Here is a 24,683-nt window from a genome sequence, read left to right as displayed (position 1 = left end):
ACAACTTCGCTATCCAACCAAGGAGATTGACATGACCAACTACCTGAAAACCATGATTGCAGGCGCCGCCATGCTGATGGCGGTTGCCCTTCCGGCCGCCGCATCCGACGGCGTCGTCACGGTCAAGAGCGACTATTCCGTCGTCGAGACCGTAGCTCGCATCAAGAAGGACGTGCTGAAGAAGGGCATCATGTTCTTCGGCGTGATCGACCAGGCCAGGCTTGGCAAGAATGCCGGCAACGATGTCAGGCCGTCCCGGCTGGTGATGTTCGGCAATCCGGCGCTCGGCACTACCTTCATCACGTCCAATCCCGAGGCCGGCCTGGACTGGCCGGTGCGGGTGCTGGTCTACCAGACCCCCGATGGTTCGGTTTACGCCGCCTACAGCGATTTCGACTGGATCGCCAAACGGCACGGCATCACCGACCGCACCGCGCAGTTCAAGATGGCGACGGAGGTCATCCAGTCCGTGACCTCGACGGTAAGAAAGAATTGAGCGCGGACAGTGCCGGAGATCCGCTGCCTGTGCATCCAAGGAGGGCGCCCCGCACAGCGAAACTACTCGGCGGCGGCGGCCAGAGCCTTCGCCCGTTCGCCGAACCACTTCTTCTGCGTGGCCTCGCGCACCAGCGCGCCGACCGCAGGCGAGTGCCTGCGGCCGCGCACGGTGACAAGATTGACCTCGCGCCAGAACTCCGGTTCGGTGATTGGCAAGGCCACCACGCCCGGGTGCTTGGCGGTGTGCTCAGGCATGAAACCGAAACCGAGCCCGGCCGCGATCATCGCCAGCGTCCAGTCGTCACGATCGCTCCAGTAGACCGGGCTGACCGTGACGCCCTGTTCGGCGAGGATGGCATCCGCATAGCCTGCAAACTCGCAATTGTTGCGGTGGATGTAGCTTTCGTTGCTCATATCCTTCACCCGCACCATGCGCTGGTTGGCGAGGCGATGAGCCAGGTGAACCGCCATCACCATCTGCTCTTGAAACAGTGGCAGGGAATGCACTTCTTCGTCGGGCACGTTCGACGGCAACGCATAGATGGCGGCCTCGAGGTTGCCTTCCAGCAGCCTCCGCCTCAGGCTCACGGCGTCAGAATCGCAAAGGTGAAGCTCTACGCCAGGATGATGCCCCCGGACAGCCGCGATGAGCTCGATAATCTCGTCCGGGGCGATCGTGCTCATGATGCCGACCCTGAGCGGCATCTTTTTCAAATTCACATATTGCTCGGCGATCTGCTTTGCCTGGCGCGAGTTCTCGAAGACGCCCTCGAGATAGGTCTCGACCATCCGGCCGAGCTCGGTGAGGTGCGTGAAGCGGCGCTCACGGTGGAATAGCGCTCCGCCGAATTCGTCTTCCAGCAGCTTGATGGCGCGTGAAAGCGCGGGCTGCGTGACATTGCACTGCTCGGCCGCCCTGGTGAAATTCAGCTCCTTGGCGACGGCCAAGAAGTATCTGACCTGGCTGATCTCCACTGCACGCTCCCTCACCGAACGCGCATACGCACGCCCCCGCGTTGCCGGATGATCTTACTAGCTGCCCTTACGTCAAACAACCCGATCGGTCGATCGACACCTCGGATGCGGGACCACGATCTGACCGTCGGCTATCGAATCCATGTCTCAACGGCATTTCCGCAGTTTCGGGCCGCTCGCCATACTGGTCCGCAGATCCAGAGCCGGGGTGCTGCAGCCCGTCGCTCGCAACCACTGGCCATTCGCGCCCGCGGCTCAAACAAGAGGAAATGACGATGCTCAATGGAAAGACAGCACTCATCACCGGCTCGACCAGCGGCATCGGCCAAGGCATCGCCGAAGCCTTCGCGGCCAAGGGCTGCAACATCGTTCTGAACGGTTTCGGAAATGCCGGCGAGATCGAGTTGCTGCGGAAAAAACTGGCCGTCGACCACGGTGTGACCGTCCGCTATGACGGCGCTGACATGAGCAAGGGCGATGCCGTCACGGAGATGATGGACAAGGCCATCGCAGAATTCGGCGCGGTCGACATTCTGGTCAACAACGCCGGCATTCAGCATGTCGCGCCGATCGATGACTTCCCGATCGAGAGATGGGAAGCGGTCGTGGCGATCGATCTCATGTCTTCCTTCTATACGATCCGGCGTGCCCTGCAGGCGATGAAGGCGCGCAAATGGGGTCGCATAATCAACGTCGCCTCCGCGCACGCTCTGGTCGCTTCCCCCTACAAATCCGCCTACGTCGCGGCCAAGCACGGTGTCGCCGGCCTGACCAAGACGGTTGCGCTGGAAGTCGCCGAGCAGGGCATCACCGTCAACGCGGTTTGCCCCGGCTACGTGCTCACCCCGCTGGTCGAGAAGCAGATACCGGACACCGCGAGGGCGCGCGGGATCACCGAACAGCAGGTGATCAAGGATGTGCTTTTGGCCGCGCAGCCGACCAAGCAGTTCGTGACGGTGGAGCAGGTTGCTGCGCTCTGCCTGTTCCTAGCCTCGGACGAAGCGGCCTCGATCACCGGCGCAGTCATGCCGATCGAAGGCGGCTGGACCGCCCATTGAGCCGGCAACGAGGAGCGACAAGGCCATGAACAGGATCACGCGAAATCCGCCCGTCTCCGAGGCGGCACTTGAGATCGGCCCTCAGGGTGAGCCCAAACGCCAGACCGTCCTTGTCCTTCAAGGCGGTGGTGCGCTCGGGGCCTATCAGGCCGGGGTCTACCAAGCGCTCGTCGAAGGCGGCGTTGAACCGGATTGGGTCATCGGCACGTCGATCGGCGCCATCAACGCCGCGCTGATTGCCGGAAACGACCCCAGGGATCGCCTGCCGAGGCTTCAGGAGTTCTGGGACGGCGTCTGCCGGAGCAGCCCGCTCGACGAGTTTTTCCGGATGATGGTTCCGAGCAATATCTTCGCCAACATGGGCACGGTGATGCGCGGCATCCCGGGTTTCTTCGAACCGAACCCAAGCGCCATGTTCGGGCTCAATCGCGAGGTCGGCGTTGAGAATGCATCCTATTACACCACCGATCCGCTCAAAAGGACGCTGAGCAATCTGATCGACTTCGACTACCTCAACGGGCGCCACACGCGACTGACGGTCGGCGCGGTCAACGTCAACACCAGCGAACTCAAATATTTCGACACGCGTGAGATGACGTTGTCGGTGGCGCACATCATGGCGTCAGGTGCCTTGCCGCCGGCGTTTCCAGCCGTCTGCATCGACGGCGAGCCGTACTGGGACGGTGGCATCTATTCGAACACGCCGATCGAGGTGGTGCTCGACGCACGTCCGCGGCGCGACGCGCTGATCTTTGCGGTCAACATGTGGCAACCGCGCGCCACGGAGCCGAAATCGATCTGGCAAGTGATGGGGCGGCAAAAGGACCTTCAATACGCCAGCCGCGGCAAGAGCCACGTGGCCCGCCAGGAGCAGCTGCATCGGCTTCGTCACGTCGTGCGAGAAATGGGAAAGCTCGTACCCGAGGAGCGGCGCGAGGATCCCATCTTCAAGGAGTTGGCGTCCTATGGCTGCCCTTCGGTCATGCATCTTGTCCGGCTCCTTTCGCCGCGCCTCGACGGCGAGGACCACACCAAGGACATCGATTTCACCCGCTCGGGCATCCGCACCCGCTGGCAAGCAGGATACGAGCATGGGCAGCGCGTCCTCGCGGAAAAGCCGTGGGAATGCGAGGTCGACATGCTGCAGGGCATCGTCATCCACGAGTCGCAAGAGTGATGGGCGCGCGCCGAGAAGACACGGAGACCACCGATGCAGATCATCACCCCCGGCATGCGATTGATTCCGGAAGCCGTGCTTGCCAACAACGCCGCGCTGTTCCGCACGATCACGGAGACTCCCTCGCATGCGGACAAGTCCCTGCATCGCGTGGTCATTGTGGGCGGCGGCGCCGGCGGCCTGGAACTGGCGACACGGCTCGGCCGCAAGTTCGGCAAACGGCGGCTTTCCGTCACACTTGTCGATCGCAACCGCACCCATATCTGGAAGCCGCTGTTGCATGAGGTGGCGTCGGGCGCGCTGAACACTTCGCATGACGCCGTCGAATACATCGCCCATGCCAGCCGGCACCACTATCGATACCGCATAGGCGAGGTCGTCGGCATCGATCGTGCAAGGCGCCAGGTCTTCGTCGCGCCCAGCTTCGACGACGACGGCAGGCAGGTCATACCGCCGCGGGTGCTGGGCTATGACACGCTGGTGCTGGCCGTCGGCAGCGTCAGCAACGATTTCGGCACGCCGGGCGCCGCGCGCCATGCCATTTCGCTCGACACGGCTGAGCAGGCCACCCGCTTCAACAAGCGCATGATAGACGCATGCCTGCGGGCCAATGCGCAATACGAGCAACTGTCGCCCGGTCAGCTCCATTGCGTCATCGTCGGCGCCGGAGCGACCGGCGTCGAACTGGCCGCGGAACTGCACAAATCGATGCGGGAAATCGCTTCGCACAACCTCGACAACATCGACTTCGAGAAGTTGATTCGCATCACCATCGTCGAGGCCGGGCCGCGCATCCTGCCGGCGCTTCAGGAGCACATGGCGCGGGCTTCGGCACGCCTGCTCATCAAGATGGGCGTCCATGTACGCTGCGGCATCAAGGTCACCGAAGTGACCGAGGAGGGCATCAGGCTGGGCGAAAAGCTGTTTGTGCCAGCAGAGCTCGTGGTCTGGGCGGCCGGGATCAAGGCGCCGGATTTCCTGAAGACCCTCGATGGCCTCGAGACAGACCGCATCAACCGCCTGATGGTGGACGAGACCTTGCGTGCTGTAGGAGACGAGAATGTGTTCGCGATCGGCGACTGCGCGAACTGCGTCCTGCCGGGCGAAGACAATGCCTTGCCGCCTCGCGCACAGACGGCTCATCAACAGGCCGACCACCTGGTGAAGGTGGTTGCCGCGCGCCTCGCGGGACAGGCCACGCCGGCCTTCCGCTACCGCGACTACGGCTCCCTTGTCTCGCTTGCCGACTACGGTGCGTTCGGCAGCCTGATCGGCGGGCTGAAGATCGAGGGCCTGCTTGCGAGGCTCGTTTATCGCTCGCTGCACAAGATGCATCTCAAGGCGGTGCACGGCCTCGCAAAGACCGCGTTGGACTCGATCGGCGAGATGGTGGTCAGGCGCACCAGACCCCGGATCAAGCTCCACTAGGCAGGGCGGAGTCGGTTAGATGGAAAAGTATGACGTGGTCGTCCTTGGCGGCGGCAATGCAGGAATGGGCGTCACGGTCGCGACCCGCGCCGCAGGGCTTTCCGTCGCCATGATCGAGGCCCGCGACCTTGGCGGCACCTGCCCCAATCGCGGCTGCACGCCGAAGAAAGTGCTGGTTGCGGCGGCCCATGCGCTTGATGAAATCGAACGGGCCGATCGGCATGCGATCAGCATCGATTCCCCGAGGCTCGACTGGAGCGCGCTGATCGAGCGGGAAAAGGAAATGATCAGGGACATTCCGTCCCGGCTGTCCGGACTGATGGCCAAGCGAGGCGTCAATGTCATCCACGGCGAGGCCGCCTTTATCGGCAGCAACGCCATCCGCGTCGACGGGCGGGAACTCGAGGCCAGGAACATCGTCATTGCCACCGGCTCGAAGCCACGCTCGCTGCCGATCCCGGGCGCCGAGCATCTGACGACTTCCGACGATGTTTTGAACGATCCAGTGCTGCCCCGCGCCGCGGTGTTCATTGGCGGCGGCGTCATCGCCTTCGAACTTGGCCACGTCTATGCGCGCGCCGGCGTTGAGGTCACGATTCTCGAAGCGCTGCCGCATTTGCTCGGAGGTTTCGATGTCGAAGCCGTCGAACAGATCCGGGATGTGAGCGAGCGTATCGGCATAAGCATACGCACCCTGGCCTGGGTCAAGAGGATCGACGAGGCTGACGGACGGCTGCGCGTCACTTTCGTGGCGGACGGTGCCGAGTGCGCGGTGGAAGCGGACAGGGTTGTCAATTGCGCCGGGCGCGTGGCCAATGTCGAGGGCCTCGATCTTGGCGCCGCCGTTATCGTGCATCGCGAGGGCAGGATCGAAATCGACGGCCATCTGCGCTCGCGCTCCAATCCCGATGTCTACGTCTGCGGCGACGCGGTGTGGAACTCTCCGCAGCTTTCGCCGGTAGCGACCTACGAGGGCGGCATCGTTGGCCGCAACATTGTCGACGGACCGAAACATCGGCCCGACTACGATCATATCCCGGCGTGTCTCTACAGCATTCCGGCCGTGGCAAGTGTCGGACTGACCGAAGCCAAGGCGAGGGAACGGGGACTCGACGTCAGGATCCACCTCAACGATATGCAGGGCTGGCTCACGGCGAGGACCTATGCCGAGACGGTGGCGTGGTCGAAGATCATTGTCGAGGAAACGACGGGCAGGATCGTCGGCGCCCACATGGTTGGCCATGCCGGCGAAGAACTGATCCATATCTTTGCACTCGCGATGAAACACGCCATCACGGCATCGCAGCTTGCCGATATGGTCTACGGTTTCCCGACCTTCTCCGCCGATATCAGGAACATGTTGTAACGAACTGAGGTCAGGCGGCGAACAGAATACGAACCTCGCCCGCTTTGATGCGCGCAAGGCATCAAAACCATGCAAGAAAAACATGGCCGCGGCGGAGGGGCTTCGATGATAGGCTGCGTCAGATCGATGAAAGCGCAGAAATGGCCGCCGCCGACCAGCCCATGACATTTGAACAGGCCGTCCATGCAGCCGTCGAACTTGATGCGCCTCTCAACGAGCGGCTGGCGGTGATTGCCGCGGCAGTCCGACGGATCGACGCGAATTTCGCCGAGGCGGTAGACCGCCTTGTGGATCGCCTGGAGAAACAGGGAGCCGGAGCCGCGGCGCCAACTCCCGGCGATGCCATGCCGCCGTTCCTGCTGCCGGACGATGAGGGCAGGCTGGTTGGCCTGGCCGACATCCTGCTCCAGGGTCCCGCCGTGGTCACCTTTCAGCGCGGGCATTGGTGCCCCTACTGCCGGCTGAACGCGATCGGCATCGTCGAAGCCCAGCAGGAGATCGCGGCTTTGGGCGGCCAGGTCGTGGTGATCATGCCTGAGCGACGCAAATTCACCAAGGCGATGAAGGCTGCCGTTGGCGCAGGCTTCCCCTTCCTGACCGATATGGACAATGGCTACGCTCTGTCCCTCAACCTGGCGATTTGGATCGGGGCCGAGATGGAGCGCTTGATGGGCGTTGCCTACGATCTTCCAAACTACCAGGGCAACGCCAGTTGGTTCCTGCCAATCCCCGCGACTTTCATCGTCGGAACGGACGGGATCATCACCGATCGCTTTGTCGATCCTGATTACCGCCGACGAATGGACATCGACGACCTGATCGCGGCGCTCAGGCGGGCTCGCTGACGCCGAAGGGCGACCAGTCCGTCGACCTCAACAGGTTGAGCAGGGTCGCGGCCACGGGAGATCTGTGCCGCCCGGCAACCGCGTAGACGGAGACGATCCGCGAGACATCGAGATCGCGAAGCTTGAGCCGGCGCGTGTTCGGCGACCGGGGTGCCGTCAGGCAGACGAATCCTACGCCGGCGTTGGCCTCGAGCAGCGCGAGCAGATCCTGGTCGGTCTCGACTTCGTGCGCGGTTCGAGGCGTGAGGCCTTTGGCAGACAGGCCACGCGATAGCTCCTCGCTCGTCTCCCAATCGATCCGGCTGAGCACCGGTTCCGCGGCAAGCTGGTTCAACGCGACATCGGCCTCATTGCGCCGCGCGAGCGGGTGATCGGAATTCACAGCAAGTTCGATTCCCTCCTGGAAGAGCGGCCACATGTCGAGGCGATCCCAGGCTTGCCCCAGCGGGCCGGCAACGGCGAGTTCGACGTCACCATTCTTGAGCGCGTCCATGACGGCGGCCGGCGAGCCGCGGTTGATCTTGAGGTGGACGCCTGGATAGGCCCGGAAAAGCTCCGTGAAAGGCGAAACCAGCAGCGCAATATTGATGCTGTTCGAAATCGTCACGTTGAGCGGCGCGACGTCGCTGCTTTGCACGGCCTTGGCAAGCGATTTGGCGGACGTCGCCGCATCATAGCACTGCTGCAGAAGCGGCAGCATACGCCGCCCGAGTTCCGTCAGGTGCGAATGCTGGCGCTCGCGCCGAAGCAGTTCTCCACCCAATTCCTCTTCGAGCGTCTTGATCGCACGCGTGAGCGCCGGCTGCGTGACGTTGCACTCCTCGGCCGCTCTGGTGAAATTCAACGTATTCGACAGGGCCAAAAAATAGCGGACCTGCTGCATCTCCATGAACTTTCGCCCCCTCAGCGAAATCCGATTTTTCAGCCACAGCTAATTTGCGGCCATGCTATCGCAACAGGAGGCCAAGGCAAAGGCGCGCGCCGTTTCGAAGGAACTCGATCGTCCGTGATTGAACGCCAAGGTCTTTTCACTGGACGTCACAATGTTACGCAGCGCCAGCCCATCCCTTTGAAATCGCTGAAACCTTGGACAGGCAAGGCTTTCCGTCCGTTCCGGCGCTGCAAACCCCGCAGCAAACGGACAGGCGCCAATGCCCCGGCGTGTGCAAAATTGCCTTGGTGAGACGGCTTCGCGCGGCTTGCCGTCCCGAAAAGCCTTCAGTCTTTCCGGACGGCAAGATTGCGCTGATGGGGGCGTTCCTGCCCGACCGATCGCTATTCGGCCTTGTCGTCCGGATGGCCGAGTTCGCAGAACCATCCGCCGAGATATTTCACTGACGGCCTTTTTGGATCGGGAATGGCCGTTTTCGCCTCGACGGCGGCGCGGAATGGTTCGGCGCTGTCCTGCGGGATGAAGCCCAGATGGTTGGCGCCGCTGTTGTCGACCGTCTTCACCTTGTTGTCGGAAATGCCGAAGGAGATCGTGTGGCCGACGCGCGGCGCCGTCAGCGAGGCCTCGACCAGCCGCACGCAATCGGCAAAGGAGAGGTAGGACCAAAGCATGCGCCGGTCCGCCGGCTCGGGGAAGGACGAGAAGATGCGAAGGCACACCGTCTCGATGCCGAACTTGTCCCAGTAGAGCCGGCTGAGGCTCTCGACGAAATTCTTCGACACGCCATACAGGCTGTCGGGCCGCACCGGTGCGTCGACGCCGATATGCGCCTCGACCTCGTGATAGCCGATAGCATGTACCGAGGAGGCATAGATGACGCGCTTCACCCCGTGTTTCCGGGCGCCTTCATAGATGTGGTAGGAGCCGCGGATGCTGGAATCGAGGATGGTCTGCCACTCGCATTCGAGCGGCGCGCCGCCGAAGTGGACGATCGCATCGCAATCCTTGGTCGCCGCGATCGTCGCCTCCATGTCGGCGAGGTCGAAGACCGCTTCTTCCTCGTGAGCGGCAAGATCGCCAAACGGATGGCGCCCCGCCAGGCGGATGGTTTTTGCCAGCGGCACCAGCCCCTTGCGCAGCTCCGAGCCGAGGCGGCCGGCGGCGCCGGTGATCAGGATACGTTCGTAGTGCGGCATCATTTACTCCACTTGCGCGACGGCGGTGTTGATCCGCGAGATCGCCTCGCTGAGCACCTCTGCGCTGGTCGCGGTCGAGATGCGGAAATAGGGTGACAGTCCATACGCCACGCCAGGCACGGACGCCACGCGGCCTTCGTTGAGAAGATAGTCTGCCACGGCCGCGTCGTCCTCGAGCACGACGCCCTTCGGGGTCTTGCGGCCGATCAGGCTGGCGCAGCCGATATAGGCATAGAAAGCGCCGTCCGGCGGCGAAAGCGTCAGCCCGTTGATCTTGCGGATGCCGTCCACAACCAGGTTGCGACGCGCCTCGAAGGCTTGCCTGAAGCGCCCCACTTCGTCCTGCGGGCCGCTGAGCGCGGCGACTGTCGCCGCCTGCGCGATCGAGCAGACGGAAGTGCAGGACTGGCTCTGGATCGTCGACATCGCCTTGACCAGCGGCCCCGGTCCGGCCGCGTAGCCGACACGCCAGCCGGTCATCGCATAGGACTTCGATACGCCGTTGACGATCAGCGTGCGGTCCCTGAGCTCGGGACAGGCCTTGCCGAAGGACACGAATTCGCGCCCGTCGAAAAGGATGTGCTCGTAAATCTCGTCGGACAGCACGAGCACCTGCGGGTGCCTTGCCAGCACCGCCCCCAGCGCCTTGAGATCGGTTTCCGAATAGACGGCGCCGGACGGGTTGCCGGGCATGTTGAGGAACAGCCACTTCGTCCTTGGCGTGATCGCCTCTTCCAGCAGCGCCGGCGTCAGCCGGAAGCCGGTGGTCTCCGGGCATTCGACGACGACAGGCGTGCCGCCAAGCAGCTTGACCATTTCCGGATAGGAGACGAAATAGGGCGCCGGCAGGATCGCCTCGTCGCCGCCCTCCAGCGTCGCCAGCAGCGCGTTGAAGATGATCTGCTTGGCGCCATTGGCGACGACAATGTCGTCGGCCGTGGAGTCGAGACCATTTTCACGTCGGAACTTGCCGGCAATGGCTTCGCGCACCTCGGCTGTGCCGGCGGCACCGGTGTAGAGCGTCTGGCCGGCCTTCGCCGCGAAATGGGCGGCGTCGATGATGTGCGTGGGCGTCGGGAAATCCGGCTCGCCGAGCCCGAGGTCGATCACGTCGACGCCCTTGGCGCGCAGCGCCTTGGCCGCCTGCGAGGCTGCCATCGAAGCCGAGGGCTTCACCACCGACAGTCGCGAGGAAACATAGCTCATCAGTCGTTCTCCGAGATGTAACCCTTGGATCGGTCGTTCGCCCGCGCGGCGGCGTCGCGCCTGGCCGGATCGCCATAACCGCCGCCGCCCGGCAATTCCAGGATCAGCCGGCGCCCGGCCGGAACATGCTGCCAGCCCTTCGGCCGCATCATCGTGCCGTCGTCCAGCTTGACCACCCCGGCAACGCCGGGCCTGCCGCCATTGCGCCCGCGCGGCGGATGGTTGACGCGGTCGAACATGGCCGAGAAGTCGAATTCATGGCCGTCGGTCGCCTCGATCTCGATGACCTGTCCCAGGCCGCCGCGGAATTCGCCGTCGCCGCCGGAGTTCGGGCGCAGTTCCTTGCGCCAGATAACGATCGGCCCGGTATGCTCCGTCGCCTCGATCGGCATCGTGTGCACGCCCGACGGGAAGGCCGTCGCTGATAGGCCATCAAGCTCGGGGCGGGCGCCCATGCCGCCCGAGTTGAACATCAGCACCTCGGCGCGACGACCCGAACCGCCCGCGACCGGCCGCGCCGAGATGTGGATGTTCCACAGCGCACCGGCGCCTTCCGAGAGGATCTTGCCGGGAAGCGCCTGGGAAATCGCACCGAGCACGAGGTCTGGGACCATATGGCCGAAGATGTGGCGCAGCGCCACCGGCGCCGGCCGCACGGCGTTCAGGATGTTGACCGGCGACGACACAGTGAAGAAGGCCAGCGAAGCGGCATTGTTCGGAATGTCGGGCGCCACCACGCATTTCAGGGCGTAGCAGGCATAGGCCTTGCTGTAGATGATCGGACAGTTGATGCCCCAGCGGCTCATCGGGTCGGTGCCGGTGAAATCGACCTCGACATGATCATCGCGGACCGAAACCGTGGCGGCAAGCTTGACCGGCTCGTCATAGCCATCGGTCACCAGCTCGTTCGACCAGCTTCCCTTGGGCAGCGCCTTGATGCGGTCGAGCATGGCGTCGCGGGTGCGCGAGAAGATGAAGTCGCCGAGCCCATCCAGCGACGCCAGCCCGATCTCCCTCATCATGTCGACGAGGCGCCGGTGGCCGACCTCGTTGCAGGCGGCCAGCGAATAGAAGTCGCCGACCACCTGGTTCGGTTCGCGGACATTGGCGCGCAGCAACCTGACGAGGTCGAGATTGACCTTGCCCATCTCCGCGAACTTCATGATCGGGATCTGGATGCCTTCCTCGTAAACCGACTTGGCGTCGGCGCCGAAGCCGCGCCCGCCGACATCCACGACATGCGCCGTGCAGGCGAAGAACGCCACCAGCTCGCCATTCAGGAACGACGGCGACACCATGGTGATGTCGTGCAGATGGCCGGTGCCCTGCCAGGGATCGTTGGTGACGTAGGTGTCGCCCTCGAACATCTCCTCGCGCGGGATCGCGTTCATGAAATGCAGCACGGCCTCGGCCATGGTGTTGACGTGGCCAGGCGTGCCGGTGACCGCCTGCGCCAGCATCTGGCCGCGCGGGTCGAACACGCCCGCCGACAGGTCGCCGGACTCGCGCACCGAGGTCGAAAAAGCGGTGCGAAGTAGGGTAAGCGCCTGCTCCTCGACCACCGAGATCAACCGGTTCCACATCACCTGCATGCGGATTTCGCCAATGTCGCTCATGCCTGGCCGCCTTTGCGGATGAGAAGGATCGCGCCGTCGCTCTGGATGACGGCATCGAAGCTGGTGGTGATGACGGTGGAGGTCTCGCGCTCGACGATGACCGCCGGCCCGGCCACGCGATCGCCGGCGCAAAGCGTCTCACGGTCGATGATGCCATAGGTCTGCGGCGCGCCGCTCGCCGGATCGAAGACAGCCCGGGTGGTGACTGCTTCACTCGACCGCTTGCCGGCGGTAAGTTCATGCCTGGCGACGGCCGGGCGAACATCCGTCGCCTTGACCGACCAGGTGACGATCTCGATCTCCAGCCCGTCGAGCCCCTCGATGGCGCGGCCGAAGAAGCGCTGGTAGTTCGTCTCGAACAGCTCCTTCAGCCTTGCTACGGCATCGTCGCCGAACGGCTCGTCCGCCAGCGCCACGGGAATTTCCCAGCCCTGGCCGGCGTAGCGCATGAAGGCGGTGATCTCGCAGGCGATCCTGCCGCTGGCGCCGGTTCGCACGAAGCCCTCGGCCGACGCCTTGAGATCGGCGAGCAGGGCGTTGACCTCGGAAGGCGTGAACCGCGACAGCCGCGTCAGCTTAGAGGCCAGCGCCTCGTAGCCGAATGGCGCCTTCAGGAAACCGATCGCCGACCCGACGCCGGCGCCCTTGGGGACGATGCACTGGTCGATGCCGAGCTTCTCGCACAGCCTTGCCGCGTGGAGGGGCGCGGCGCCGCCGAAGGCGATCATCAGATTGTCGGAGATGTTCTTGCCGTTTTCGACGGCATGGACGCGGGCGGCATTGGCCATGTTCTCGTCCACCACTTCGCAGATGCCGAAGGCGGTCGACATCGCGTTGAGTGACAGCCGCTCGCCGACGCGCAGGATCGCCTGCTCGGAGGCAGAGGTATCGAGCTTGATCGCGCCGCCGGCGAAATTGTCAGGATCGAGCTTGCCGAGCACAAGGTCGGCGTCGGTGATCGCCGGACGCTTGCCGCCGCGGCCGTAGCAGGCCGGACCTGGCTCCGATCCGGCGCTTTCGGGCCCGGTCTGGATGCGGCCCATGGCGTCGACCCAGGCGATGGAGCCGCCGCCGGCACCGATCTCGATCATCTCGATCACGGGAATAGAGATCGGCATGCCCGATCCCTTGCAGAAGCGGTAGGTGCGCGCCACCTCGAAGGTCCTTGCCGTGCGCGGCGCATAGTCCTCGATCAGGCAGATCTTGGCGGTGGTGCCGCCCATGTCGTAGGAGACGACCTTTTCCAGGCCGAAGCGCCTTGCGATGTCGGCCGCGAAGATGGCGCCGCCGGCCGGTCCGGATTCGACCAGCCGCACCGGGAATTCCGAGGCGGTCTCCACTGAGATCAGGCCGCCGCCCGAATGGATCATGAACACCGGGCAGTCGGCGCCCATCTCCTTCAGGCGGATCTGCAGGCGGGCGAGGTAGTCGGCCATCTGCGGCCGCACATAGGCGTTGGCGCAGACCGTGTTGAAGCGCTCGAACTCGCGCATCTGCGGCGACACCTCGGCGCTGATCGAGATCGGGATGCTAAGTTTTCGCGAGAGGACTTCGCGGGCACGGCGCTCGTGGTCCGGATTGGCGTAGGCATGGATGAAGCCGATCGCCACCGAGCCGAAATTGGCCGCCGCGATCCGATCAGCGATTTCCTCCAGCGCTGCCTCGTCGAGCGGCTGCAACTCCTGGCCTTCGGCGCCGATGCGGCCCTTGACCGTGGAACGGTCCTCGCGCGGGATCAGCGGCGTCGGCAGTTGCAGGTTGAGATCATACTGTTCGAAGCGGTTCTCCGTCCGCATCTCGATCACGTCGCGGAACCCCTCGGTCGTGACCAGCGCGGTCCTCGCGCCGCGCCGCTCGATCAGCGCATTGGTCGCCAGCGTCGTGCCGTGGATGATGATGCCGATTTCGGAAGGCGAGATGCCGGCATCGCGGGTCACGATGGCGATGCCGTCTAGGATCGCCTGCTCGGGCGCCGAATAGTTGGTCAGCACCTTGGTCGAGAACAGCGTCCCCCTGATGTCTAGGGCGATGTCGGTGAAGGTGCCGCCGATGTCCGCGCCGAGACGGATGTCGTCAGTTCTGGAGGTCATGCCTTGGCCTTCTGGGAAGCGAGCGCGGCGTCGCGCATCTGGGAAAGGGTCTGCCGGGGCGTGAGCGCTTCGGGCGAAATGGCGATGTCGAGAACGGCGCCGGTCGCGGAGCTAAGCGCGCGGCCGAACGAGGCGGCGAAATCTTCCGTCGACTCTACCCGCTCGGCGTGGAAGCCATAGGCCATCGCCAGCGTCACGAAGTCCGGGTTCTCGAGCGAGGTCCCGGAAACGCGGGCCGGATAGTTGCGCTCCTGGTGCGCGCGGATGGTGCCGTAGATGCCGTTGTTGAGGATCAGCACGATCGGCTGCGCGCCCGCCTGCATGGCGGTTCCGAGTTCCTGGCAGTTCATCTGGAAGTCGCCGTCACCGGCAAAGCAGACGACCGTTCGCTGCGGAAACGCGACCTTGGCCGCGATCGCCGCCGGCAGGCCGTAACCCATCGCGCCCGACTGCGGAGCAAGCAGCCGCGCCTCCGGCCCGAACTTGAAGAACTTGTTCGGCCATACCGTGAAATTGCCGGCGCCGTTGGTGAGGATGACATCGGCCGGCAAGGTGTCGCGCAGCCAGGCGGCAACCTGCACCATGTCCACCGGGCCGGGCTGGACGGGCGCCGCGAATGTGTCTTCATAGGCCTTGCGCGCGGATGCCCGCCAGTCGGCCCAGCCGCCTTTGACCGGGGTCAGCGCCTTGGCAAAGGCGTTCGGGCCGGCATGGATGCCGATCGTCGGCACATAGATCTTGCCGATCTCGCGGTCGGAGCCATGCACATGGATCAGCTTTTGCCGCGGCACCGGTACCGACAGCAGCGTGTAGCCGTCCGTCGTCATCTCGCCGAAGCGGACATTGATAGCCAGGATCACGTCCGCTTCGCGGATCAGGTTCCTGACATGCGCTACCATGCCGACGCCGGCCTCGCCGACGAAGGCCGGCGAATGATTGTCGAACCGGTCCTGATAGCGGAAGGCCGCCACGACAGGGATGTCGGAGGCCTCGGCGAAAGCCTGCAGCGCTGTGCGTCCCTCCGCCGTCCAGTTGGTGCCACCCATCAGCAGCACCGGCCTTTCGGCTCCCGTCAGCAGCTTGAACGCCGAGGCGAGCGCTTCCGCTGACGGTGCCGGCTCGAAGATCGCGGCCGGCCTGGTGAGCGGCGCGGCCTCGGTCAGGGTGGTGAGCATGTCTTCAGGCAGCGCGATCACAACCGGGCCGGGCCGCCCGGTCAGGGCGGTGGTCCAGGCCCGCGCCACGATCTCCGGCAGACGCGAGACGTCATCGATCTCGACCGCCCATTTGGCGACCGTTCCGAACACCGCGCGGTAGTCGATCTCCTGGAAGGCCTCGCGCCCTTTCATGTCGGTGCCGACCTGGCCGACGAAGAGGATCATCGGAGAGCTGTCTTGCATGGCCGTATGCACGCCGATGCTGGCATTGGTCACGCCCGGGCCGCGCGTCACGAAGCAGATACCGGGCGAGCCCGTCAGCTTGCCATAGGCGGAGGCCATGAACGCCGCGCCGCCCTCGTTGCGGCAAAGCACGTAGTCGAGCTTGCCATGGGTGTCGTGCAGCGCGTCGAGGACGGCGAGATAGCTTTCGCCGGGAACGCCGAAGCTCTTGCTCGCGCCAAGCGCGATCAGGCACTCGACAAGAAGGTGACCGCCATTGCGGACCATGCTTCGGCATCCTCACGATTGGCGGCAAGCGGATCGAGCCTGCCTCTTCGGATCTATACCTGCACGCAGGCAGGCCGGGACGAAATCAAGAAATGCGGTCCATTCGAAAGTTTTTCTTTACAGTGGCGGGCGCACCAGAACGCCGGGGTTCATGGTGCCCTTTGGATCGAGCGCGCCCTTCAGCCGCGCCATCAGGTCCCGCTCCACCGCATCGCGATTGCGATCGGCCATGGCGATCTTGGCGCGGCCAAGCCCATGCTCGGCTGCGAAGCTGCCGCCCATCTCCGTGGCGAGCGCCGACAGTGCTTCGGCCAACCGCCCGGCCTTGCCGTCGAAATCGGCACGGCCTTCCGGCGGCGACAGATTGTAGTGGATGTTGCCGTCGCCGAGATGCCCGAACGGGTTGATCCGCACGCCGGGCAGGATGTCTTGGCAGACCCGGGCGCCCGCCTCGATGAAACGGGCGATGGCGCCCGGCGGCACCGAGATGTCATGCTTGAGCTGCTCGCCCTCCAGCCGCTGTCCCTCCGGCTGTTCCTCGCGCAGTCGCCAGAACTGGGCCCGGTGCGCGCCCGATGTCGCCAGCGCGCCGTCGAGCACCAGGCCTTGCTCCATGCCCCATTCCAGCGCCGAGTTCAGGATTCCGTCCAGGGGAACCCGAGGCGAACCCGAAGCCAGCTCGACGAGCAGATAGACGTCGCCCCTTGTCTCCAACTGGTAGGTGAGATCGGGAACATGCTTGAGCGCCAGCTCCAGGCCGAGATCGCAGAAGAATTCGAGCCCGGTGAGGAATTCGCCGGCCTCGCCGCGCAGGAAAGCGCCGAAGGAGACGGCGGCGGCAAAGTCGGGCAGGACCAGGAGCGCGCCCGCCTGCTGTTTTGGCGTCGGGTAGAGCCTGAGCCCCGCGCGCGTCACGATGCCGAGCGTGCCTTCCGCGCCGCAGAACAGTTTGCGCAGCTGATAGCCGGCATTGTCCTTCTGCACCGCGCGCAGCCCGTCCCACACCACCCCGTCCGGGGTCACGAGCTCGAGCCCGAGCACCAGGTCCTGCATCATGCCGTAGCGGAATGCGAGGCTGCCGCCGGCATTGGTGCCGATCAGGCCGCCGATCCTGGCGCTGCCTTCCGCTCCGAGATGCATCGGGAACATCAGGCCGTGCGGCTCCAGCGCCTCGTGTAGCGCGGCGAGCACGACGCCCGCCTCGACGATGATCGAGCCGCTGTCGAGGTCCGGTTTGCCGATCGCCGCCATGCGCGACAGCGAGACGATCACCGCGTTGGGCTGCTCCGCGACGGCGCCGCCGCAAAGCCCGGTGTTGCCGCCTTGCGGCACCACCGCCAGCCCAGCCTCCCGACACACGTTGACCACCGCAGCCACTTCGGCGGTGCTCGCCGGTCTGGCGACGCCAAGCGGTGGCACGCCGTAACGGTTGAGCCAGTCGCGCTGGTAGGGCTCGGAATCGCTGCCCGAAAGCCAGCCTTTCGGCCCGAGAATCTCGCTCAGCACGGCGGTGGGATCAGTCATCGAAATACCCGGGAGATAGCTGGCGGCGTGCAGCTGCGGAACGTTGCATCTTCCCGAATGCCGTTCAATGACCCAGCACTTGCGACAGGAACTGCCGCGTGCGCTCGTTCTCGGAGCCGGCGAAGAATTGCTCCGGCGGCGCCTGCTCGACGATCTCGCCGGCGTCCATGAAGATCACCCGGTCGGCGACCCGGCGCGCGAAGCCCATCTCATGCGTGACGCAGATCATCGTCATGCCTTCGGAGGCGAGCGTGACCATGACGTCCAGCACTTCGGAGATCATTTCCGGATCGAGCGCCGAGGTCGGCTCGTCGAACAGCATGATCTGCGGCTGCATGCAAAGGGCACGCGCGATCGCCACCCGCTGCTGCTGGCCGCCGGAGAGCTGGCCGGGAAACTTCATCGCCTGCTCGGGGATGCGGACCTTCTCCAGATAGCGCCGTGCGGTCGCCTCGACCTCCGCGCGCGCATGCTTGCGCACGATCATCGGCGCAAGCATGCAGTTCTCCAGCACCGTCATATGCGGGAACAGGTTGAAGTGCTGGAACACCATGCCGACCTCCCGCCTGATCTCGTCGATGTTGCCGACATCGTCGTTGAGTTCGGTGCCGAGCACGGTGATGCGGCCGCCATTGTGCTGCTCGAGCCGGTTGATGCAGCGGATCATGGTGGACTTGCCGGAGCCGGAGGGACCGCAGACGACGATCCTCTCTCCCTGCCCCACGGAAAGATCTATGTTCCGCAGCGCGTGGAAGGCTCCGTAATATTTGTCGAGGTTCTCGATGCGGACCGCGGGCCCGCCGGATTCATCCGAATTGCCTATGGTCATGCGGGCCTCCCTAGCGTTCGCCGACCGACATGCGGCGCTCGAGAAAGGCGCCGTAGCGGGACAGGCTGAAAACGAAGACGAAGTAGATGAAGGCGATGAAGGCGTAGACCTCGACATAGGCGAAGCGCCACTCGCCGGTTCCGTAGGCGGCGTTGCCCGACGCCAGGATCTCGAAGAAGCCGACAATGACCACCAGCGAGGTCTCCTTGAACGAGATGACGAACTGGTTGATCGTGGCCGGCAGCGCGTTGCGCATGGCCTGCGGCAGAAGGATGCGGCCGATGCGCTGCCAATAGCTCATGCCGAGTGCCATGGCGGCCTCTTCCTGTCCGTTGGGAACGCCCTGCAGGCCGCCTCTGACGATCTCCGCCTGGTAGGCGGAGAAGAACAGGGCCGAGCCCAGGATTACCCGGTACAGCTTGTCGCCCGCCAGCCACTGCGGCAGCGCGAACGGCAGGACGATTGCGAAGGTGAAGAGGATCGAGATCAGCGGCAGCGAGCGGACCGAGTCGATGATGATGCCGGTGGTCCGCGATATCCACGGCAGTTCCGACCGGCGCAGCAAGGCCAGGCAGATCGCCAGCGGGAAGCCGATCAGGCAGGTGGTCACGAAGATGAAGAGGGTCAGCGCCAGCCCGCCCCATGCTTCCTCGCCGACATAGGCGAGGCCAAGTACCCCGCCCTTCATCAGCATGTAATAGAGGGCCGTTCCGGCGCCCCAGACCAGCGCGATGCGGCGCCCGGTCCAGAAGGCCGGCATGCAGCTCAGAACCGTCATCACCACCACGGCGACGCAGGCGAGCGCCGAGCGCCATTGCTCCTCAAAAGGATAAAGGCCGAACAGGATGATCCGCCATCTTGCGGCGATGACCGACCAGCAGGCTCCCGCCGCCGCCTGGCAGGCTTCAGGGCCGCCGCTTGTCGTGAAAACAGCTGAGAAGATCGCCCAGTTGAGCAACTTCCAGGCAAGGAAGACCATTACCGCCAGGGAGATCAACGACAGCAGCGCCTGAACTGGCGTCGCAAAGAAGCGCCGCTTCAGGTCCTCGATCCTCCTGGGAGCAGGTGGCGCGACAAAGACCATTTCCATCTCTCACCCCCTCAGTTGATTGCCCTTGAGGGCAATAGCCTTGTTGATGCGGTTGAACACTGCGGCGAGGCTGAGGTTGATGGTCAGGAAGCCCGCCATCAAAATACCGATCGCCTCAAGCGTCTGGCCGGAATGGTTGATGGTCAGCGCCACGATCATGAAGAAGTCGGTGAAGCCGACTGCGATGCCCATCGTCGTCGCCTTGATCAGCCAGACATACTGGTTGGCGAGGATCGGCAGCATGGCGCGCAGAGCAAGCGGCAGCTTGACCAGCGTGAAGACCCGCCATGGGCTGAGCCCCAGCGAGAGTGCCGCCTCCACCTGGCCCTTGCCGACCGCCTTGAAGCCGCCGCGGACGATCTCGGCGATGTAGGAGCCGCCATAGATGGCGATGGCGACCGCGAGCGCGGAAAACTCTGGTGGGATGCGCAGGCCGCCCCTTAGGTTGAGGCCTTGCAGGGCAGGGAAGTCGAGCAGCGGCGCATCTGGCAGACGACCGACGATCAGGATGAGGACCGCGCAGGCAAGCGCCGTTGCCATGCCGGCGAGCTGGATGGTCCGGCGCTCGCCGACCGGTTGGCTGAGCCGCGATGTCCGGCCAAGCCAGACCGGCAGCACGACAGCGGCGATCACCGACAAAATGGCCAGCGCCATTGCCACGCCGCCGACATTGGGAGCAGGGAGGTAGAGCCCGCGGCTGGTCAGCAGCATGCCCCAGGCTTCGTGCGCGGCGCGCGGCGTCGGCAGGTGCGTGATGATCGCGTACCAGAAGAAGACCTGGAGGATCAGCGGGATGTTGCGGAAGACATCGACATAGGTTCGGCCGAGCAGCCGCGCCAATTCGTTGGAGGACGTCCGCGCCAGGCCGACGATCGTCCCGACGACCGTTGCCAGCAGCAGTCCGACGCTGCCCAGGAACAGGGTGTTGACGATGCCGATGAGGAAGAACCACCAGTAGGGGTCGTTGGCTGTGACGGGCAGGAGCGAGAAGTTCACGTCCCAGCCCGTCGATTTGTACAAGAAGTCGAATCCCGAAGTGATCCCTTGTTCAGCGAGGTTGCGCCGCGCGATCATCACGCCGGCAAGCACAAGTGCTACAAGCGAGCCGACATAGAGAACCTGCAACAAAACGTTGCGGACCCTCTGATTTCTCAGCAGGCTGACCATTTGCCAATCTCCCGAATTGCCGCCGGTTCCACCCGGCAAGACCGGGCGGAACTCAGAGCGGGACGCGTTAAGAACGGTCAGTCGATGACCAGCGGGAACAGGACGCCGCCATTGTTCCAGAGGTTGGTCAGGTCACGATCCATCTTGTAGGGCGACTCCTTGCCGAGATCGCGATCGAAGATCTCCGCATAGTTTCCGACCTTCTTGATGACGTTGTAGGCCCAGTCGTCGGGAAGCCCGAGACCCTTGCCCATGCCCGGTGCCGCACCCAGAAACTTCGCGACTGCCGGCGAGGTGGGCTTGGCCTTGATCTCGTCGACATTCTTCGACGTGATGCCTTCCTGCTCGGCGAAGAGCAGGGCGGTGAGCGTCCAGTTGGCGACGTCGACCCAGTTATCGTCTCCCTGACGCACGATCATGACTTCGGGTTCGACCGCAAGCACGTCGGGCAGGATCACGTGATCGTCGACCTTGCCCTTGGCCACGCGCGCGATTGCAAGGACCGGCCCCCACTGGGCGTACATGTCGCAGCGACCCGAGAAGTATGCCTGCTCGAGCTCTTCCGTCTTTTCGATGACGACCGGTTCCAGCTTGATCCCGACCTTCTGCGCATAGGCGGCGACCTGCTGCTCGATGGTCGTGCCGGCGGGAATGCAGATCGTGCCACCATCGGCGTCCTTGAGCGACTTGAGGTTGAGCTCCTTGTGCGCCATCACCTTGGTCGTGCCCAGATAATAGGACATGGAGAACTGCAGGCCGAGCTCGGTGTCGCGGCTGAGCGTGCCGCCCGAGGCCTTGATGATAATGTCGACATCGCCCGATTGCAGCGACGGCCAGCGCTGGGCCCAGCTGATCGGAACGACCTTCAGTTTTGCCGGGTCGCCGAACACAGCCGTGGCCACCGCCCGGCAGAGGTCGATGTCCATGCCCTTCCAGTTGCCCTTGTCGTCGACCTCGGCGAAGCCGAGATAGGAGCCGTCATGGCCGGTGCAGTTGAGCAAGCCGCGTGCCTTGACGGTTTCGAGCGTCTTGCCGCCCGCGGCCTCGGCCGGCGCCGCGAAATGAACCAGGCCAACGGCCAGGGCCGCAGCCCCCCATTGCATCATTTTCATGGTGTTGTCTCCACTGTTGAGGTTGTTCAGTTTCTTGTTTTTGTTGGAGTCCGAAACAGCGTTCGGAACTCGGTCGCGAAGCCGCTTCCTAGTCGGAAAGCGGGGTCGGTTTCGGCAAGGAAATCTTGAGGTCGCTTCGCCAGTCCTGCTGCGCCAGCCATCGGTGCAGCGCGGCCACAGCCTTCACACGCAGATGCCCGCGCGGGACGACAAGGTAGAAGCCGGGGACTTCCTCCGGCTTCATGTCGGCAATGGCGTCGCGGCCGATCGGCGCAACGAGCGCGCCCGACCGGAAGTCTTCCTCGGCGTCGATGACGGAAACCAGGCCCACGCCGATGCCTTGCAAGGCCGCCCGGCGCATGGTTGCCGCATCGTCGAAGCTGATGCTGCGGTCACCATCTGTCAGCTCCACCCCCAGGTGCCGCAATATATCCGGCCACAGGCGCTTCGACTTGACGGTGTCGAGCAGCGTGAACTTCGTCAGGTCGTGCGCCGACTTGATCTTCTCGCCGATCGCCGGCGTGCAGCAGATGATCTTCGGGTCCGGCACCAGCAGCGTCGTGTCGTAGTCGGGCCAGCTGCCGTAACCCCACTGCACTGTCATATCGATGTCGTCGCGCCCGAAATCCGGCAGGTCGACCATCGTCGTCAGGCGCAGGTCGGCGCCCGGCAGGATCTCGCGGAACAGCGAAAGCCTGGGCAGCAGATAGTGGGTGGCGAAATACGGGCTCGCATTCAGGTTGATGCGATCCCGGTAGTTCGACTTGGTGACGCGGCGGACGCCTTCCGAGAACTCGTCGAAGCCGGCCTTGACGTAATGCGACAGCAGGATCGCCGATTCCGTCAGTTCGATCGATCGGCCCTTGCGCTCGAACAGCGTCACCTGCAGCGTGTCTTCCAGGAGCTTGATCTGTTGGCCGACCGCCTGCGGCGTCACCAGCAGTTCGTCGGCCGCCTGCCGGAAGCTCTTGTGCTGCGCGACGGCATGGAAGACCCTGAGCGCATTGAGCGAGGGAAGGCGAAGCTTGCCGGTCATCGTGAATTCCGCCTCCTCTTTGCTTGGGCTCCGTCGATCATGCACTGCTGTATTTTCCGCCGCCGGCGGCTGCGGAATGTCGCCTCATGCGTAGATATAACCACCTGAAACGATTACGTTTTCGCCGGTCATGTAGGTATTCTTGGGGCCGCCGGTCATCAGCACCCACTCGGCGATCTCGGTGGGCTCGGCGCCGCGGCCGAGCGGGCTTGCCTTGGCCAGTTCCTCGAGGAAGCCGAGGGCTTTTGCCTTCTCCGTCGCCATGCCGGCCGGCGCCACCGAATTCACCAGGATGCCGTCCTTGGCGACGTGATGGGCGAAGGACCGCGTCAGGCTGACGACGGCAGCCTTGGTCGCCGCATAATGGGCGTTCTGCGGATGCGCCTTGAACGCATCCACCGAGGTCAGGTTGACGATCCGCCCGCGCACTTGCGCTTTCGGCTCCTGCGACTGCATGTGGCGGACGGCCTCCGCCATCATGTGGTAGGTGCCCTTGATGTTGATGCCATTGGAGGCGTCCCACTCCGCGTCGGTGATCTCGAGCAGTGGGCGGCGCGGGTAGATCGCGGCGCAGTTGATCAGCGTGTCGACGCGCCCGAGCTTCGAGACGATGGCCTCGAAAGCGGCGTGGCACTGCGGGCCGACCTGGATGTCGCAGGTCGCAGACGCGGTCGGCAGGCCCTTGGCCTTGGCCGGCTCCAGCGCGCTCTCGGCCGCGTCCTGGTTGATGTCGATGATGCCGATCTTTGCCGCCCCGGCCTCCACGGCCATCCGTGCCAAAAGCGCGCCGAGGCCGGCGCCGCCACCAACGATGAGAACGGAAAGGTCTTTCATCCTATTTTCCTTGCTTGCTGCCGCTTGGGCTGGTCGGCCGGGTCGGCATGATGTCGAAGCGGGTTACGTCGGCCCATGCGGGCAGGCCGAGCAGCGTGACGACCATGCTCGCTACGTCGTCCGGCTGCACGGCGACGTTCCCGGCGTACATGGCGGCCCGGGCCTCCGCGTCGAGTATGTCCTTGTAGAGCTGCGTCTCGACGCGGCCGGGCACGATTTCGGTGACACGTATGCCGTGAGGGGAGAGGTCGGCGCGCAGCGCGGCGGCAAAGCCGGCTATCGCCGCCTTGGTGGCAGAATAGACGGCGACGTTCGGAAACGCCGCATGGCCGGCGGAAGACCCGGTGAACAGAATGTGCCCCGACTGCCGCTCGCGCATCTGCGGCACGACGAGGCGGGTGAGCAGGATTGCCGAGCTAACGTTGACCTCGAGCGCGGTGTCGATGTCGGCGATCTTCATGTCGGCGAAATTGCCGAGCGGCGGCATGATCCCGGCATTGTTGATCAGCACGTCGATGGTGAGATCGGCCACGACCGATTCCAGCGCCTCGCGGTCCGTAACGTCGACGGCGATCGGCACGATGCCCGGCCGCTCGGCCTGCAACTCCTTGAGCGCGGCCTGGCTGCGCCCGACGGCATAGACGTCGTAACCCGCGTCGCTCAACGCGACCGCGATGGCCCGCCCTATGCCGCTCGTCGCACCTGTGATGAAGGCTGTCGTCACGTGGGCTTTCCCCGATTGCCTGGCTTTCACTGTGCGGCTTTGACCGGTGCCGCGAAACCAAGAAAACCAGCAAAAAGGAAAGATAAACTTTCGAAGGCCTTTTTGGCGGCTGGAATATTCCAATGCGCTTGCGCAGCCGCGAAACCCGCAAACCCAGGCAAAGTAAGGCTTTCAGCGCGTGAACCTGGGCTTTCGGCCGCCGATCGAGCAAAAACATGGCTTTCGTGAACGCCCGGCCGGCCCTGCTCGGCGAACGCGCGCCGCATCGAAGGTGGCGAAGCCTATCCGGCCGTCGGCACGGGCTTGTTCTTCTCGGTGAACAGCGCCGCCGCCGCCGCCTTCTGCTCGGCGTC

General features: G+C 64.3%; 21 protein-coding genes. 6 read left to right on the top strand and 15 right to left on the bottom strand.

The genetic code is table 11. The features are described 5' to 3' along the window. Positions 1-31: 31 nt before the first annotated feature. Positions 32-496 carry a DUF302 domain-containing protein gene (locus EN781_RS01310; RefSeq protein ID WP_126056531.1) on the top strand — a complete coding sequence of 155 codons (465 nt, stop codon included), beginning with the start codon at positions 32-34 and terminating at the stop codon, positions 494-496. Between the two features lie 62 nt (positions 497-558). Here EN781_RS01310 and EN781_RS01305 read toward each other — a convergent pair whose 3' ends face one another. Next, positions 559-1,473, bottom strand: a complete 915-nt coding sequence (locus EN781_RS01305) for a LysR family transcriptional regulator (RefSeq protein ID WP_126056530.1) — start codon at positions 1,471-1,473, stop codon at positions 559-561. A 275-nt stretch (positions 1,474-1,748) separates the two neighbouring features. Between EN781_RS01305 and EN781_RS01300 the strand changes: the two genes are divergently transcribed. From EN781_RS01300 to EN781_RS01280, 5 genes are all read left to right on the top strand, one after another. Then, positions 1,749-2,531, top strand: a complete 783-nt coding sequence (locus EN781_RS01300) for a 3-hydroxybutyrate dehydrogenase (RefSeq protein WP_126056529.1) — start codon at positions 1,749-1,751, stop codon at positions 2,529-2,531. A 25-nt stretch (positions 2,532-2,556) separates the two neighbouring features. Then, complete coding sequence (locus EN781_RS01295; protein WP_126056528.1) at positions 2,557-3,708, top strand: patatin-like phospholipase family protein; 1,152 nt, start codon at positions 2,557-2,559, stop codon at positions 3,706-3,708. Between the two features lie 33 nt (positions 3,709-3,741). Then, positions 3,742-5,136, top strand: a complete 1,395-nt coding sequence (locus EN781_RS01290) for an NAD(P)/FAD-dependent oxidoreductase (RefSeq protein WP_245455647.1) — start codon at positions 3,742-3,744, stop codon at positions 5,134-5,136. A 19-nt stretch (positions 5,137-5,155) separates the two neighbouring features. Continuing rightward, positions 5,156-6,502: an NAD(P)/FAD-dependent oxidoreductase gene (locus EN781_RS01285; protein ID WP_126056527.1), complete on the top strand. Its 1,347-nt coding sequence runs from the start codon at positions 5,156-5,158 to the stop codon at positions 6,500-6,502. A 140-nt stretch (positions 6,503-6,642) separates the two neighbouring features. Continuing rightward, positions 6,643-7,347, top strand: a complete 705-nt coding sequence (locus EN781_RS01280) for a peroxiredoxin-like family protein (RefSeq protein WP_126056526.1) — start codon at positions 6,643-6,645, stop codon at positions 7,345-7,347. On the opposite strand, the gene EN781_RS01275 is transcribed toward EN781_RS01280, so the two are convergent. The 14 genes from EN781_RS01275 to EN781_RS01210 all read right to left on the bottom strand — a co-directional run bounded on the left by EN781_RS01275 (position 7,331) and on the right by EN781_RS01210 (position 24,330). Then, positions 7,331-8,236 carry a LysR family transcriptional regulator gene (locus EN781_RS01275; RefSeq protein ID WP_126056525.1) on the bottom strand — a complete coding sequence of 302 codons (906 nt, stop codon included), beginning with the start codon at positions 8,234-8,236 and terminating at the stop codon, positions 7,331-7,333. The two genes, EN781_RS01280 and EN781_RS01275, sit on opposite strands and share 17 nt — an antisense overlap. 386 nt (positions 8,237-8,622) lie before the next feature. After that, positions 8,623-9,435: an NAD(P)-dependent oxidoreductase gene (locus EN781_RS01270; protein ID WP_126056524.1), complete on the bottom strand. Its 813-nt coding sequence runs from the start codon at positions 9,433-9,435 to the stop codon at positions 8,623-8,625. A 3-nt stretch (positions 9,436-9,438) separates the two neighbouring features. Next, entirely contained in the window at positions 9,439-10,641 is a 1,203-nt protein-coding gene (locus EN781_RS01265; RefSeq protein ID WP_127399718.1) for a pyridoxal phosphate-dependent aminotransferase, read from the bottom strand. Next, positions 10,641-12,257 (bottom strand): hydantoinase B/oxoprolinase family protein, encoded by a 1,617-nt coding sequence (locus EN781_RS01260; RefSeq protein ID WP_126056522.1) that lies wholly within the window; start codon positions 12,255-12,257, stop codon positions 10,641-10,643. Before EN781_RS01260 ends, EN781_RS01265 begins: the two co-directional genes overlap by 1 nt. Next, positions 12,254-14,347, bottom strand: coding sequence for a hydantoinase/oxoprolinase family protein (locus EN781_RS01255; RefSeq protein ID WP_127399717.1), 2,094 nt, complete (start codon positions 14,345-14,347; stop codon positions 12,254-12,256). Before EN781_RS01255 ends, EN781_RS01260 begins: the two co-directional genes overlap by 4 nt. Further along, positions 14,344-16,014, bottom strand: coding sequence for a thiamine pyrophosphate-binding protein (locus EN781_RS01250; RefSeq protein WP_126056520.1), 1,671 nt, complete (start codon positions 16,012-16,014; stop codon positions 14,344-14,346). Before EN781_RS01250 ends, EN781_RS01255 begins: the two co-directional genes overlap by 4 nt. A gap of 117 nt (positions 16,015-16,131) precedes the next feature. After that, positions 16,132-17,538: an FAD-binding oxidoreductase gene (locus EN781_RS01245; RefSeq protein WP_126056519.1), complete on the bottom strand. Its 1,407-nt coding sequence runs from the start codon at positions 17,536-17,538 to the stop codon at positions 16,132-16,134. Between the two features lie 64 nt (positions 17,539-17,602). Further along, the gene (locus EN781_RS01240; RefSeq protein WP_189347239.1) at positions 17,603-18,367 is read right to left on the bottom strand and encodes an amino acid ABC transporter ATP-binding protein; all 765 of its coding nucleotides are present in this window, start codon (positions 18,365-18,367) and stop codon (positions 17,603-17,605) included. 10 nt (positions 18,368-18,377) lie between these two features. Continuing rightward, the gene (locus EN781_RS01235) at positions 18,378-19,457 is read right to left on the bottom strand and encodes an amino acid ABC transporter permease (RefSeq protein WP_126056518.1); all 1,080 of its coding nucleotides are present in this window, start codon (positions 19,455-19,457) and stop codon (positions 18,378-18,380) included. Between the two features lie 3 nt (positions 19,458-19,460). Beyond that, positions 19,461-20,624, bottom strand: coding sequence for an ABC transporter permease subunit (locus EN781_RS01230; protein WP_126056517.1), 1,164 nt, complete (start codon positions 20,622-20,624; stop codon positions 19,461-19,463). A 77-nt stretch (positions 20,625-20,701) separates the two neighbouring features. Next, positions 20,702-21,736 (bottom strand): amino acid ABC transporter substrate-binding protein, encoded by a 1,035-nt coding sequence (locus EN781_RS01225; RefSeq protein ID WP_126056516.1) that lies wholly within the window; start codon positions 21,734-21,736, stop codon positions 20,702-20,704. A gap of 88 nt (positions 21,737-21,824) precedes the next feature. Next, on the bottom strand, positions 21,825-22,772 hold the full coding sequence (locus EN781_RS01220; protein WP_126056515.1) for a LysR substrate-binding domain-containing protein: 948 nt from the start codon (positions 22,770-22,772) through the stop codon (positions 21,825-21,827). Positions 22,773-22,856: 84 nt separating this feature from the next. Then, positions 22,857-23,606: an SDR family oxidoreductase gene (locus EN781_RS01215; RefSeq protein WP_126056514.1), complete on the bottom strand. Its 750-nt coding sequence runs from the start codon at positions 23,604-23,606 to the stop codon at positions 22,857-22,859. A gap of 1 nt (position 23,607) precedes the next feature. Then, complete coding sequence (locus tag EN781_RS01210) at positions 23,608-24,330, bottom strand: SDR family oxidoreductase (protein WP_126056513.1); 723 nt, start codon at positions 24,328-24,330, stop codon at positions 23,608-23,610. Positions 24,331-24,683: the final 353 nt, after the last annotated feature.

Origin of the sequence: Mesorhizobium sp. M4A.F.Ca.ET.090.04.2.1, from assembly GCF_003999085.1 — a bacterium.
Taxonomy (GTDB): Bacteria; Pseudomonadota; Alphaproteobacteria; order Rhizobiales; family Rhizobiaceae; genus Mesorhizobium.
Note: the sequence above shows the minus strand (reverse complement) of the source record. Positions and strands in the feature narration are given on the sequence as shown.